Source organism: Frankia sp. CcWB2 (assembly GCF_977927585.1).
This window is the reverse complement of sequence record NZ_CDWRCM010000054.1, coordinates 1-13,661: the sequence shown is the minus strand read 5'-3', so window position 1 is coordinate 13,661 and position 13,661 is coordinate 1. Positions and strand designations below refer to the sequence as shown.

Genomic DNA, 13,661 nt, shown 5'->3' with positions numbered 1-13,661 from the left:
GACCTGCACGACCTGCTCGGCGAGATCCGTACCGAGCTGCGCCGGCTCGACACCCCGTTCAGCGAGGCCTGGACCACGCCGCCGCTGGCCGGCACCTGGCGGCGCGCCACCACCACCGACGACCTGCAATTCAACCCGCCCGGCTACCTGAAGGACCGGTCCGGCGTGGTCCACCTGCGCGGGGCGCTGACCGGTGGTGCGGAGGCCACCGTCGCCGCGTCACTGATCTTCACCTTGCCACCCGGCTACCGGCCGAGCACCCGGCAGATCTTCAGCGTCTTCAGCTCCGCGGGCACCACGCGCATCGACGTCCTCGACACCGGCGCCGTGGTCGCCCGCAGCACCCACGGCAGCTTCCTGTCGTTGGACGGGTCCACCTTCCGGCCGGACTGACGGGTCCACCTTCCCGCCGGGCCTGGGAGCGCCCGGTCCTCACCGCAACGTCCACGTGCCGCGGAACCGTTCGGTGGCCGCGGCACAGAGGTCCTCGCCGACGGCGGTCCGCGCCGGCGCGCCCGGCGGCCGGGCATGGGCACCCACAGCCAGCGCAACCTGGTAGGCCAACGCCTGGCAGCGCGCCGCCCCGAGTCCGGGGTCGGCAGCCCACGCCGCCACCACGGCTGCCGGCACGACCAAGCCCAGGGCGGCGAAGCCGGCCCTCAGCCCGGCCTCGATCTCCGGTGCGGACAACGGTGGCACCGCGAGGGCGGGGACGCCGCTCGGCCCAGCACCGCTCGGCCTGGCACCCGGCCAGGCCGGTGCCGCCGTGCCTACCGCGATCACCACCGGACCCGGACCGCCCGGAACGGCGGCCAGTACCGCCTGCCAGCCGTCCGCGGGCAGCTTGTGCACGTCGTCGAGCACCCAGGCGTGGCCGGCCCGGCCTAGCTGCCCCACCAGCCGGCCCACCGGCACACCCGGGATGCCGGCACGGCGCCGTCCCGGCAGGTTGTCCAGGTAGTCACGCACGCCCATCGGCGCCACCGCCCGGGTCACGGCGTCCCAGCCGTCCGGCGCGGCGCCCAGACCGGCCAGCGAGACCGCCGCGTCCAGCAGGTGCTCAGCCGCCGTCCACCGCCGGTCGCAGGTGGTCGTCACCGCCGAGCAGCCAAGGTCGAGCAGGACCTCCTCCACCAGCGACGACTTGCCGGTGACGGGCGGCCCGTGCACCAGCACCAGCCGCGGGGAGTCCCGCAGCAGCGCGGTCAGCGCCGCGTGCAGGCCCGGCCGGGGTCCACGGGCCCGGCCCGGCCGGCCGAAGGGGTTGAAGACCTCCTCGACGTTCACCCGCGCCGGATCCGGTCACCCGCGGCGGACGCCGGTCCGGCGGAAGCGGCGGAACACCCGGGCCGTGGTCACCGGCAGCGGGTCGGCGGTCCCGTCGCCGTCCACGTCGAGGTGGCGGCGCCGGATCGCGAACGTGTTCGCCTGGATCCCGGCCGGCACGGTCCGCTCGACCACGTTCATCAGGAACTCGTACTGGTCCAGGTTCAGCGTCGCGCCGGCCGGCAGTTCCAGCCGTACCTGGTACGGGTCGGCCAGCTCGCTGCTCCGGTAGGCGAGGGTGACCAGCAGCGTGATCCCGGTGCCGGCCGGGCGCACCATCGCCGCGGAGCCGCCGGAGTCGATCGCGGCCGGCAGCCCGGTCACCGGCAGCGCGTGCCAGCTGACGCCGGAGGTCCGCCGGCCGGACAGGTTGAGGCCGCCCAGCGGCAGGCCGCGGGTGGACACCACGACCAGGACGCGGTTGGTCTCCAGCACCGCTACGCCACGGCCGCGGCCAGCCCGTGCCCGGCGAGCGCCTGCACCAGGTCGAGGGCCTCCCGTGCCCCGTCGCCGGCACGCCAGAGCGCCCCGATCGACAGGTCGATGCGCAGCGTCGCGACCTCGGAGTCCGGGACGGATACGGCCTGCGCGGCGAAGTCCGACTCCGGGGTGGCCACCGCGAGCCCGGCCCCGGTCAGCACCGCGACCAGGCCGGGTGCCGCGACGGCTTCCCAGGACCCGCGCTGCTCGCTGCCCCGAACCACCTGCCACGGCGGGTGCCCAGCCGCCTGCCACGCCCTCAGCGCCTCGTCCAGGGCCAGGTCAAGCGCGGAGCGGCCCACACCGTCGCCGAGACCGGCGTTCACCGCGGCGGAGGGCGACGCCTCCTCCCATGGGGTGTCCGGGCGTCGGACCGTGCCGCCCGGACCGAGGTCCGGCCACACGGTCGCCGTTGCGCGGGCGCGGTCATAGGCCAACACGGCAGGGCTCTGCGGAGAGTCAACGCCGGAGAGTGCCGCGAGGTGGGTCACGCTCCGCCGTCCCACCTGGTGGTACGCCGCGAGCACCGGCACACCGTCGGCGAACGACGACCACAGCTCCACCCGGCCGGCATCCCGGTCGACGCCCAGCACCTGGTCGCCGGGCAGCGCGGCCAGCAGGGTGAGCCCCGGCCGCCACCCCGGCCGCTTCCAGCGGACGGTGACCTCCAGCCCACGGTCGTCCGGCCGGAGACGAAGGGCGAGCACGTGGAGGTCGCCGCTCACGCTGTCGTAGCAGAGCACGTCGTCGTGGCCGCCGCCCGGCGCCGCCACCGGAGCCAGGTGCGTCCAGCGGCCCAGGCTGGGGCCGTCCACCGCCAGCACGGACAGCGAGCCGGTCGTCCGGTGGTACAGCAGGAGCACGGGACCGCTGCTGCCCGCCAGCCGCATCGGCACCGCGTGTGTCCAGGCGAGCAACTGGTCGCGGGTGACGACTGCGTCGATGGACAGGCCATCCTCGCCCCTGGTCACCTCGACGACCAGGATCGACCGTTCGGCCGGGTAGGTCAGCACGGCCCGGCCGAGCCGACCTCCGCCCGGGCCTTCGCCACCGGACCCGCCGGAGTCCTCACGCAGCACGACGGCGTCCTCGGCGCCCGGCGGGAAGCCGTTCTGCGCAAGGACCTGGGTCCCGCCGCGGGCGTCCACGGCGGCGACCGCCAGGCCGCCGGCGTGCGCCCGGCCGAGCAGCACCAGCGGCCGTCCCGACCCCGGCTCCGCCGCGCCGAGCCCGGCGACCTGGCTCCGGCCGCCGACCGGGACGTCCTGCCCGCCGGGCGCGGTGAGGTCCACCAGCGCCAGGTGGCTCACCGCGGTGCCGACCCGGCCGGCCTTGCGGACGGTCGCCGCCCCGCACGCCTGCAGCAGCGCCAGCACCGCCCCCGTGCCGGCACGTACCGCCGCAGCGCCGGCGGTGAGCGCGTCGCGCACCGTGGCCGGCAGGTCGCGACCCGGCAGGAACGCCAGCAGCGCCGCCTTCAACACCGCCTCAGTGTCAACCGGGACCACGATGTCGGCGCTCAGTCCCAGCTCGTAGGCGCTGCCGCCGGCCGGGTCCTGGCTGCGCACCAGGCTCCACCGCCGGCGGTCGCCAAGCTGCGCCCGGCAGGCGGCGAACAGCTCCAGGCAACGGGCCAGACCGGGGGCCAGCGCCGGCGGTGTCGCCGTCGAAGAAGTACCCGGCCCGCAGCGCCGACCCCAGCGCCTCCAGCGCGGCCCGCTGCGCCGGCGGCAGCAGCCGCCCGCGGTACGCCTCGTCGGTGGCCGGGGTCGACGCCGGCAGCACCAGCCGGTCCCGCCGCACCTGGGCCAGGAACGCCAGCCGGGCGGCGCGCGCGGCCGCCTCGCCGGCCGGCGACGCCGACATCAGCAGCAGCCCGACCGAGTACGGCCGCACCTGCTCGACGATCCGCACCCGGCGGGTCGCGCCGAGCTCGCCCAGCCATCCGCGCGGTCTGTCCTGCGGGCCGCCGCTGCCGTTGACGGCCTCGGCGACGCCGGCCGGCGTCGGCATCGAGAAGGCGCGCAGCGCCAGCAGCCGGCGGCGGTAGTCCTCGTCGTTCTCCAACCCGGTTGGCTCGGTCCGGGGACCGGTGAACACCTGCGGCGGCAGCCCGCTCCGGCCGAGCAACCGGTCACCGAACCGCGCCGCCCCGAGGTCGGCGCCGTGCCGGTCCAGGGCCGCGCGGCGGGCGTTGGCCACCGCCCGGGACGCGCTGACCTCCCGTGCCGCGCACCGCAGCCGGGCCTTCTCGGCACCGATCAGGTACAGCAGCCGGCCCATCGTGCCCTGCACCAGGGTGACCGACAGCAGGGCGCGCAGCTCGCGCGGCGCAACCGGGGTGGCCGGCCCGCCGGCGGTTACCCACCGCGCCTTGACCTGCAGCGCCAACCGGTCGAACGCCGGTGCGAAGACGAACGGCCACACCGGCAGCATCGCCCCCCCGCTCGCTGAACGGCGCGTACCGGACCGGGATCGTGACCTGCGGCCCGCCCGAGCCGTCCGACTCCGGCCCGGGCAGGCCGACCTCGACGGCCAGCTCGTCGAGCTCCAGGTCACGCTCCAGGGTGAGCAGCACCAGCGGCTCGCGGTCCCAGGTCAGCCGGACGGTGCCGGTGTCGTCCAGCGGGAAGGACTCGTGCGCGGCACCGGCCGACAGCACCCCCGTGAGGTGGTCGGCGAGGTTGACGAAGGACGCCGACCGCGGGCCGTCCGGGTCCGCGACCGTCATCGGGTCGTGCGGGGTCATCGGGTCGCGATCCGCAGCTCGTCGAGCTGTTCCACGTAGGTCGGGATGCTGGTCGGCCCCACCACGACGTTCTCGCCGGGGCCCAGCCGGACCGTGCCCCCGCCCCCGGGACCCCGGCGTCGTCCAGGTCCCCGGGCCAGCACAGCAGGGCCAGGTCGCGCACGTCCTGCACGCCGGGAACGCTCATCAGCGCGTAGCTCACCTCGGCCGCCCGCACCGGCTCGCCGAAGGACAGCCCCATGACGTACCCGCGCACCTGCTCCGACAGCCGGCACTTGAGCTCCTGGGCGGCCGGGGAGGCGTTGACCACCTGGGTGCCACCGCTGGGCAACGGCACGTCGCGCACCAGGATATCCGCGGACAGCGACACCGACACCGCGTCGCCGCGCTCCACCGACGGGAAGATCCCCATCGGGCGGACGTCCTCGATCGCCGCCAGCACGGCCTCCCGCACCCCGCCCGGGCCGGCCCAGATCGCCGCCGGGGTCTCGGCCACCAGCACGGTCAGGTAGAAGGGGTTGGTGATGTCCCGCTCGGTGGAGAACACCCCGTCCAGGAAGCTCAGCGTGCCGAACACCGACTGGTTCAGGTCCAGGCCGCCCAGGCCGTCGCGCACCTGCACCTGCCGGACACCGGGCACCAGGGACACCGCGACCTGCGCGGCGCCCGCAGCAGCAGCGCCCGGTAGCGGTCGTCCGGCCAGCGCAGGGTGCCTCCGGTCAGCGGCGCACTGTGCGTGATCCCGACCGTCACCTGCCCGTCGGTGCGCGCCACCAGGGCGGCGTAGCCGGCCAGCGCGGGGTCGAGCAGGTTCCATCGCTCCAGCCGCTGCGGGAAGGTGCCGGTCACGGTGGACACCAGCGGGTCCAGGTTGCCCTCCGGCCCCGGCTGGAAGGCGCTTACCGCCACCTCGGCGACCCGCTGGGCGCTGGTCAGCACCACCTGCTCGGCGGTGGCGGCGTCGTGCCCGCCGGGGGTGAGCATCCGGGCCCCGGCCGGGATGCGCACCTCGGCGACGTCGGCCGGGAGCGTCCCGTTCAGCTGCAGGGTGACCCGCCCGCGGGCCTCGCCGAACGGCCGCGCCAGCCCGACCTCCGCCCCCAGCAGGGACAGCGCCTCGCCGGTGGCGGTGGCGATGAAGCTGTTGTCGAACATGGCGCCCAGCGCCGCCCAGGTGCGGGCATCCTCCAGGGCGGAGATCTCCAGGATCTTGCGCAGCACGGACGCCGAGGTGAGGTCGACGTCCTCGCCGAGGATGCCGCGGGCCAGGGCCAACTTCTCGGCCAGGATCCGGGTGAACGGCTTGGGCACGAACCCGCCGGCCGTCACCCCGACGTCGTCGCTGCCGGTGGCCCGCAGCACCGCGGCGTCCACGGCGACGACATCGACGGGCGGCAGGTCCGGCGGCGTCGGGTTAGACACCCGGCACCACCCCGTCGACGGACAGTGCCAGGGGGTCGCCGCTGGCCGCCTCGAACGTGGCGCGCACCGAGGCGGTGCGCCGCGAGCCCACGTCGCCCGGTTGACCTGGCTCGCCGCGCTCGTCCACCAGGGTCACGTCGATGATCCGGCGGACCCGCGGATCGCGTCGCAGGGTGTCCACCACAGCCACCCGGACCCCCTCCCGGACCAGCAGCGGGTCGACGTCGCCGGCCAGCATCCGCAGGCCGTCGAAGCCGAACCCGGTGTTGAAGACGTCGTCGCCCAGCCCGGTGGTCAGCGCGATCTCCAACGCCTGCACCAGGTTCGGTAAGCCCTCGACGACGCCGAGGTCTCGACCCCGGCCCGGCGCCGGCCGCAGCACCAGGTCGCGCCCGAGGTCCAGGCCCGGCTGGGTCGGCTCGCTGGCCAGGCCCCAGCCGAGCACCCGCCGCCGCAGGGCGGATGCCTCGGGGCCGTCCTGGGCCCGGGGGTCCCGTGCTGCCATTCAGACCGCCTGCAGCGTGGTGGTGGAGGTGCGCTGCACGCTGACCGCATGCGCGGGCGGCGGCACCGCCGACCCGACGCTGGGCGCCGACAGCGTCTCCAGCAGCACGGGAACGCCGCCGACCACGAGCTTGGTCGCCACCCCCGCGGTCGGCGCGGCCACCGAGGTGCAGGGCGAGGGACTGCCGCCGGCCGGGTTGGTGGCCGTGCAGGAGCCCGGCTGCACGGTCCAGCTCGACACCCCGGACTGCAGCGCCACCGGTTCGCCGCCCACCAGGAGCTTCACCGGACCGGAGTTGGCGACGACCACCTGGCCCTGCAGCGAGCAGGCCACCGTGGCCCCGGTCGTGATCACTGCCGGCATCCTCATTCCACCTTCATCTGCTCGTCGACGCTGACCTTGACGTTCTTGCCGGACATCTCGACGTCTTGCTGGGTGGCCTTGATGACCACGCTGGCCGCGGCGAGGGTCAGCGTGCCCTTCGCGACTAGCCGGACGTCACCGGAGTCGGTGAACTCCAGCAGGGTGGTCCCGTCGGAGTGCTCCACCGACAGCACGACCTTGTCCGGCGCGGGCGTCGGCCTGGTGCCGGCCGGGGCCAGGCCATCGGGGCCGATCCGCAGCCGCAGGTTGCCGACCTCGATCACCCGGTGGCCGTCGGCGTCCACCAGGTCGTTGGTGGCCTTGCCGGACGGTGGGACCGGGGTGGCCGCCGCGGGCAGCGAGGCACGCTCCCCCGGCGGGACCTCCGCTGGCAGCGACAGCCACCAGTCGCCGGCCTGGGCGTCGGGCCCCGCACCGTCCGGCCACACCGCGCCGACGTCGACCGGGTCGTCCGGCTGCCCGTGCCGATGCACCGATACCACCCGGGTGCCGGGGTAGCGCGGCACCACCAGCCCGTAGCGGCCCCAGGCGAACGGCGTCGCGTACGGCACGTTCGTCTTCTCCAGCGGAGTTGCCCGGTCGACCGGCAGCCGGACGGCACCGTGCCCGGCGCCGTCGGACGCCGGCGTGGTGCCCTGCCACAGGGTGACCCGCTGCGCGGCGGCATCCCCCTGCGCGGCCGGGCGGTGCGCCCGAACCTCACCCACCTCGGCGACCTCCAGGGTGGCCAGCCGGCGCTGGATGCCGTCCTCCAGCTGTGCGCGCAGCGCGACGACCGGGTCGGGATGGTCGGTGGGCGGGGCGCCGTCGCCGGTCACCGCGCCGGCCGTGGCCGGGGTAGTACGCCGGTCCCAGCCGTCCTCGCCGGCGGCCAGGCCGACCAGGTGAGCTCGGTGAGGAAGCCGGCCGAGCAGCTGAGCGTGTGGGTGACCCCAGTCACGTACCCGCGAGCGCCGGTGCCCTCTCCGAGCAGGCCGGTCAGCGGCGCCGCGAAGGCGCCCAGCAGCGCGGAGGCCAGGTTGGGCTGCACCGTGCCCTCACCCTGGCGGCGGGTCGAAGGTGACCACGTCGCCGGGCCGGATGTCGGGGCGGCCGCGCAGCCGGACCAGCCACTGGTCGCGGCGGGCGGGCTCGGTGCCGCCGTCCGCGCCGGCGTCGAGCACCAGGGCAGGCAGCGCCTCGACCGACAGCAGCCCGGTCGGGTGGGTCAGCGCCGGCGGGTCGCCGCGCAGCGGGATCGGGCGGACGCCGACGTGCAGCGCGCCGTCGCGGACCAGCAGCAGGCCCCGCCCGTGGCGGCCGGTGGCCAGCTCCCAACGCCGCGCGAGGCGCACCAGCGCCTCCCGGACCCGCTCGCCGCGGGCCGCCGTGAACCGGATCTCGCCGGGCCGGACCGCCGGGTCGGCCGGGGTCACCGGGTGGGTGACCGCCTGCACCCCGGCCAGCTCAGCCAGCCGGCGGGCCGCCGTCTCCAGGCCGTCCACGCTGAGCGGTTCGCGCAGCCGGGTGGTGGTCGCGACGGCGACCCGCTCGGTGCCGGTGACGACAGTCTCGTAGCGGCGGCTGCCGCGCCGCCGGGACACCCCGGTCACCGCCAGCTCCGCCACCCGGACCGGGGCGAGGGTGTCCCCGGACGCGCCGGCCGAGCCCAGCCCGGCGGTCAGCGCACCGATGCCGAGCAGGCTGGTCAGGTACCCGCCAACCGAGCTGTTGGTGTCCCGCCAGAACAGGTGCACCCGGGCGACGGCGAGCCGGGCCGCGCCGTCGGCGGTACGCGCGGCCAGCGTCTGGTGGTCGGTGTCGGTCAGCCCGGCGAACGCGACCGTCGCCGAGCCGCTCTGGATGTCGCCGGTGAGCGGCGCGGAGATCTCCGCCTCGACGGCGTCGCTGTGCAGGATGATGGCCGGCGGGTCGGTCACGCCGCCCGCGGCGTCCACCTCGTGGAAAGTGACCACGTACCCCGGGTGGTTCCCGGTCAGCGCACCGGTCCCTAAGCCGGTCAGCAGGCTCATCGCCACTCCTGGGTCGCGGTTGCCGGCACCGACGGGCCGAACCCGACGGCGTGCGCCGGCGACGGCTCCCCCGGACGGCGCGGCGGGCGCGGCGGGTAGTCCGGCGCCGTGCCGACGCTGCGCCAGGCTAGCCGCAGCCAGGACCCGGACGTGCCCGGGCCGACCAGCGCGCCCGCGGTCACCCGCCAGCCCAGCGGCCGGACGGCGATCTCGGCGGGCCGGCCGGGGTCGGCCGGCAGCAGCCGCTCCGCGCCCCGGACCAGGGGGACCTCGGACACCCGGCGGCCGTCGGCGACCAGCACCAGCCGGATCGGGGGGCGGGCGGCGTCGGCCAGCCCCGGCCGCCGGCTGGCACCGTCGGGCGGTGGCTCCTCGCTGGTCGAGACCACAGTCGCCGGGTCCGCGCGCAGCCACGGGCGGGCCAGCCCGGTGGGCAGCACCAGGGCGAGGGTGAGCCGGGCGCTGAGCGGGAAGCGGGCCGGCAGGCCCTGGCTCAGCGTGGTGTCCAGCAGGGTGTACCCGGGCGGTGGCGCGGCGGCCGCGGACGGCGCCGGCGGCACCAGCGTGCGCACCACGACCGGGCTGAGCCGGGCCATCGTGTCCTCCTTCAACCGACCGTGCTTCACCTGACCGTGCTTCACCTGACAACGCCTCACACTGACCACGTCGACCAGCGCGCCGACGCCGACGGCGGCGACGTCGAGCAGCTTGCCCAGCAGCGACGGCAGCGGCAGGTGGGCCAGGGTGAGCTGGACGTCGATCACCTCACGCTTGGCGGCGCTGACCGAGAACGACAAGCTCTGCACCTGGATGTCGGTGCGGATGGTCAGCGTGGTGACCAGGATCAGCCCACCCACCTTGCCGCCGGTGAAGGCACCCAGCGCCGACCCGCGCTTGCTGGCCTCCGCGAGCTGCTCCAGGCCGAGCTTCCAGGCGAACCGCTCGGGGCCGACCAGGGACGCGGTCATCGTGATGGTGTCGTCGTGCACCTGGGCCACCGCCCGGTGACCGGTGGATCCGACCGGGGGGAGCTGGTAGCTCTCGCTGATCGACATGGCGCCGACCACCCACAGCGGGATCACCAGCACCCCGTCGGACAGGATCGCCGACGGCATCCGGCCGTAGGTCACGAAGCTCGACTCGGGCATGTCCGGTCACCTCGTCCCCGAGGTCGGGGCGTCGCCCCGGAACGACCCCGGCGGCAGGTCGTTCTGGGTGACCCGCCAGTGGCCGTCCGGCTGGACCTCGATCACGAACAGCAGCGGCACCCCGCTGGGCTGGTCGAGGTCGTACGTCACCCGGTGCAGCACGTCGACGAACTCGAAGGACCCGTCCCGCAGCGGGACCGCCAGCCGCCGGCCCTCCGCGCGGACGGTCACCTCCGGGTCGGCGACCACGGTGGCGGCCACCCGCAGGGCCTCCTCGATGATCCGGTTCTGGGCGGTCTGGTTGACCCCCTCCGGGGCCAGCATCAGGCCGGCGAACAGCTCGCCGCCGAAGCCCGGCCCGACCAGGTGCGCCCGCTCCCAGCCCTCGACGGCTGCGGCCAGCCGGCTGGCCAGCCAGGGCGGGTTGGTGGGCAGCGCGCGGATCTGCTCCGGGGTCAGGGCCAGCGCCTCCAGGCCGATGCCGGGCAGGTCCCGGGCCAGCGGGGCGCCCAGGCCGCCGGAGGCGGTCACGTCGAGCGGCGCGAACTCCAGCGCGTCGAACAGGTGCGACGGCGATGCGGTGGCGGTGAGCGCGGCGACCCGCCGACGCGCCGCGACAGCGAGTGCCCCCGGCGACCCCGGGGCCAGCGCGGCCTCCGCGGCCGGGGGCACCGGCCGGGTCGGCGGGATCCGCTCGCTGCCGCCGTGCAGCACCTCGAACCGGCGGCCGAACGACCGGAGCACCTCGTTGGCCCGATGCACCACCTCGCGCAGGGCGGTCGCCTCCGCCTGGCTGACCGGGACGCCGGGTCGCCGGCCGGACCGGAACGCGGTCACCGCGTCGTCCAGCCGGCGCATCTCCGCCACCAGCAGCGGGTGGTCCGGCCAGCCCAGCGGGACGGCGTGGCGGGACTCCGGCTCGAAGGTCAGGCCGCGGCTCCACGCCTCCCGCAGCTGGTGCGCCCATTCCAGCGCGTCGCGGGCGGTGGCCGCCGCGGCGCGGGCCTGCTCCTCAGGACTGAGTGCCGCCACCCGGCCACCGCGTCGTCCCGGCGGGGGAGTCGATGGGCCGCCCGCAGCCGGGCTCGCGGCCGGTGTGGCCGCGCGTCCGGTCGCCACCGTCCCAGTCGCCGCAGCACCTGCGCGGGTGCCGGTTCCCGCCGCCCGGCCACGCGGTCGCGATGCCCTACCGGCGGTCGCGGCGGCGGGCGCCGGTAGGGCATCGAACGCCTCCCGCAACACGGCCGCCGCCGTCTCGGGCAGCTCGCCGCGGTCCAGGTCGTGACGGACGGCCTCCTCGAAGTTCTGCAGCTGCTCCATGGCGTCGGCTAGGACGTGCAGGTCGGCCTGGCGCTGCGCGGTCTGGCGGGTGGCCCGGCCACCGGCGCGCAGGTCCTCGACGTCGTCCAGCAGCCGGGCCAGCGACTCCTCCAGCCGGCTGAGCGTGCCCGCGACCCGGCTCTCGTGGTGGTGCGCCAAGGCGAGCACGACACGCTCGGCCAGCGCCTCCACCCGCAGCACCGCTGGGCGCTGCCCGGAGACGATGTCGAGCGCCCGCTGCAGCGCCTCCAGGGTGGCGGCGTGCTCGCGGGCGGCGCGGCTCAGGGCGCCGGAGAGCAGCCCGGGGGTGATGGTCATCGTTCCCCATCGTCCGCTGGTGCCCCGCCCACCACCGGTCCACCCGCCACGGGGCCGGTGCCGGCAGGCCGGCGGCGAGCGGGCCGAGGGCCGCGTCGACCTCGGCCAAGATGCCGTGGTCGACGGCCTGCTGGCGGATCCAGGGCACCAGCACCGGGGTGATCAGCCGGGGCAGGACCAGGGACATCACGGCCAGCACCGCAGTGTCGGTGACCGCCTGGCGCACCGCCTGCGCCAGCACCTGCTCGGTCATGCCGCGCAGCACCTCGCGGCGGCCGCTGCGCGCGACCGACCGGGCTCCCGCCGCCAGGCCCGCCCGCTCGGCGACCCGCAGGCCGTGCTGGGCGCTGGCCACGATGGCCCGGGCGCCGCGCCCGACCGCGACCACGTCGAACACGCTGAAGGCGACGCTCAGGGCGGCCATGAGCTGCGCGACCTGTACCTCCTGCCAGCGATGGAACAGCTCCGGGTCCTCCAGCGCCCGGTACAGGTCCCTCTGGCGGTCGGCCTCGACGAGATCACCAGCGGTCAGCGCCAGGCCGGCCAGGCCGGTGATCGCTCCGGCGGCGACAGCGCCCAGCGGAGCGCAGAGCAGGCCGAGCACAATGATCCCCGCGGTGGAGGCGATGACCAGCAGGTCGTCGAGGGCGGCCTTGCGGCCCACCGCCCGGTTGATCCCCAGCACGTAGAGACGGTCGTTGCGGGCCGCGGTGCGAAGCTGCTCGTCCGCCAACGCGTGGATGCCCTGCAGCTGGAAACGCAGCCCGCGCCGGTCGGCGCCGCCCTCGCGCCAGACGTACTGCGAGGCCGCCACGGCGAAGTAGGCGCCCTCCGCCGGGTCGGATGCCTGCGCCAGCATCCGGGCGTTCGCCTCGGACATCTGGGTGAGCAGGCTCCGCAGGTGTTCCTCGACGAACGCCGGTTCGCGCTGGGCCCGGGCGTACAGCGGCTCCAGGTCCCCGATCTGCAGGAACAGCGGGTCGACCTGGTTGACCACCGCCCGCCGCAGGTTGATCTCGGCGTCCAGATCGGCGGCGGTCCAGACCCGGTCCCGGAACCGCACCACCCGGTCACCACCGCGGCGTTCGATGAGGGCGTCACCGGCGACGGCCAGCACTCGTGGCGGGACGGACCGGATCGGCGCCGGCAGCTCGACGAACATCATCCCGTCGCCCGCTGGGATCGTCTGGCTGACCGACAGGACGTCGCGGACCGAGCCGGTGACGAGCACGGCCTCGGAGTGCGTGATCGCGTGCCGCAGTGTGGTCACCACCACGACCGACTCGCCGAGGATGGCCAGGGTGGACGAGAAGGCCGCCGCGGTGGCGTCGAAGCCGGCGCCGCGGCGCCCGTCGATGCCGTGGCGGGAGGAGCGGAGCTGCTGTAGCAGCAGCACCCGGCAGGTCTCGGCGTAGAGCAGGGTGAACGCGTCGAGCAGGGACTCCGACAGCTCCGACCAGAAGCGCCAGGCCCAGCCACCGGCGTACGGCTCGCCGCCGGGGCGCACCTTCACCAGCCGGAGGTTCTCCGGTTCCTGGTAGGCGGCCATCAGGTCGTCGGCGAACCGGTGCAGGTCGGTGGCGATACCGGCGAGCGTCCGCAGCGCCGCGAACTCCGGGGTGCTGCCAGGCCGAACGTCGAGGTAGCCGTTGTTGCCGCGGCCGTCGTGGCGGACGCTGACCTGGGTGGTGGCGGTGCTGCGGACACCCTCCATGCCGACCGTGTGCGCCCGCACCGCGATCATCGTCACGCAGTTCAGCGCGAACCGGCCGAGGTAGTGGCACTCCCCCACCCGCAGCCGGGCGGCGAGGTCGCGCATCCGGGCCAGCAGGCCCTGGACGCCGACCAGGTCCTGCGCCGGCGGCTCGGCCAGGAACGGCTCGCAGACCAGCGGCGGCCCGTCGCCCCCGCTGACCGGCCAGGGCCACCCGACGCCGGCCGGCTGGCCCGGCTGGCCCGGCTGGCCACCTGCCCGCTCGCCGGTGCCGGTCCCCGCC

The 13,661-nt window shown here is 75.9% G+C and carries 13 protein-coding genes and 2 pseudogenes; 1 reads left to right on the top strand and 14 read right to left on the bottom strand.

What is annotated here, in order from left to right:
• Positions 1-393, top strand: a pseudogene (locus tag ACY45C_RS08195) (hypothetical protein); the annotation flags it as partial.
• Between the two features lie 39 nt (positions 394-432).
• On the opposite strand, the gene ACY45C_RS08190 reads toward ACY45C_RS08195, so the two are convergent.
• The 14 genes and pseudogenes from ACY45C_RS08190 to ACY45C_RS08125 all read right to left on the bottom strand — a co-directional run.
• Positions 433-1,287 carry an ATP-binding protein gene (locus ACY45C_RS08190; RefSeq protein WP_462187023.1) on the bottom strand — a complete coding sequence of 285 codons (855 nt, stop codon included), beginning with the start codon at positions 1,285-1,287 and terminating at the stop codon, positions 433-435.
• Positions 1,288-1,302: 15 nt separating this feature from the next.
• Positions 1,303-1,761 carry a hypothetical protein gene (locus ACY45C_RS08185; RefSeq protein ID WP_462187022.1) on the bottom strand — a complete coding sequence of 153 codons (459 nt, stop codon included), beginning with the start codon at positions 1,759-1,761 and terminating at the stop codon, positions 1,303-1,305.
• Positions 1,762-1,763: 2 nt separating this feature from the next.
• Positions 1,764-3,374, bottom strand: a complete 1,611-nt coding sequence (locus tag ACY45C_RS08180) for a hypothetical protein (protein WP_462187021.1) — start codon at positions 3,372-3,374, stop codon at positions 1,764-1,766.
• Positions 3,301-4,242, bottom strand: a complete 942-nt coding sequence (locus ACY45C_RS08175) for a hypothetical protein (RefSeq protein ID WP_462187020.1) — start codon at positions 4,240-4,242, stop codon at positions 3,301-3,303. The genes ACY45C_RS08180 and ACY45C_RS08175 overlap by 74 nt, the downstream gene beginning before the upstream one ends.
• A gap of 119 nt (positions 4,243-4,361) precedes the next feature.
• Positions 4,362-5,204 carry a hypothetical protein gene (locus ACY45C_RS08170; protein ID WP_462187019.1) on the bottom strand — a complete coding sequence of 281 codons (843 nt, stop codon included), beginning with the start codon at positions 5,202-5,204 and terminating at the stop codon, positions 4,362-4,364.
• A complete protein-coding gene (locus ACY45C_RS08165) occupies positions 5,141-5,977 on the bottom strand; it encodes a baseplate J/gp47 family protein (RefSeq protein ID WP_462187018.1) in 837 nt (278 codons plus the stop codon). The genes ACY45C_RS08170 and ACY45C_RS08165 overlap by 64 nt, the downstream gene beginning before the upstream one ends.
• Positions 5,970-6,482: a hypothetical protein gene (locus ACY45C_RS08160; RefSeq protein ID WP_462187017.1), complete on the bottom strand. Its 513-nt coding sequence runs from the start codon at positions 6,480-6,482 to the stop codon at positions 5,970-5,972. The genes ACY45C_RS08165 and ACY45C_RS08160 overlap by 8 nt, the downstream gene beginning before the upstream one ends.
• Positions 6,483-6,836, bottom strand: a complete 354-nt coding sequence (locus ACY45C_RS08155) for a hypothetical protein (RefSeq protein WP_462187016.1) — start codon at positions 6,834-6,836, stop codon at positions 6,483-6,485.
• An 11-nt stretch (positions 6,837-6,847) separates the two neighbouring features.
• On the bottom strand, positions 6,848-7,684 hold the full coding sequence (locus ACY45C_RS08150; RefSeq protein WP_462187015.1) for a hypothetical protein: 837 nt from the start codon (positions 7,682-7,684) through the stop codon (positions 6,848-6,850).
• Positions 7,681-7,896, bottom strand: a complete 216-nt coding sequence (locus ACY45C_RS08145) for a hypothetical protein (RefSeq protein WP_462187014.1) — start codon at positions 7,894-7,896, stop codon at positions 7,681-7,683. The genes ACY45C_RS08150 and ACY45C_RS08145 overlap by 4 nt, the downstream gene beginning before the upstream one ends.
• Before the next feature lie 7 nt (positions 7,897-7,903).
• Positions 7,904-8,878, bottom strand: coding sequence for a hypothetical protein (locus ACY45C_RS08140; RefSeq protein ID WP_462187013.1), 975 nt, complete (start codon positions 8,876-8,878; stop codon positions 7,904-7,906).
• Positions 8,875-10,026, bottom strand: a complete 1,152-nt coding sequence (locus ACY45C_RS08135; protein WP_462187012.1) for a hypothetical protein — start codon at positions 10,024-10,026, stop codon at positions 8,875-8,877. Before ACY45C_RS08135 ends, ACY45C_RS08140 begins: the two co-directional genes overlap by 4 nt.
• Before the next feature lie 6 nt (positions 10,027-10,032).
• Positions 10,033-11,058, bottom strand: coding sequence for a polymorphic toxin type 4 domain-containing protein (locus tag ACY45C_RS08130; protein ID WP_462187011.1), 1,026 nt, complete (start codon positions 11,056-11,058; stop codon positions 10,033-10,035).
• 154 nt (positions 11,059-11,212) lie between these two features.
• A pseudogene (locus tag ACY45C_RS08125) lies at positions 11,213-13,661 on the bottom strand (hypothetical protein); the annotation flags it as partial.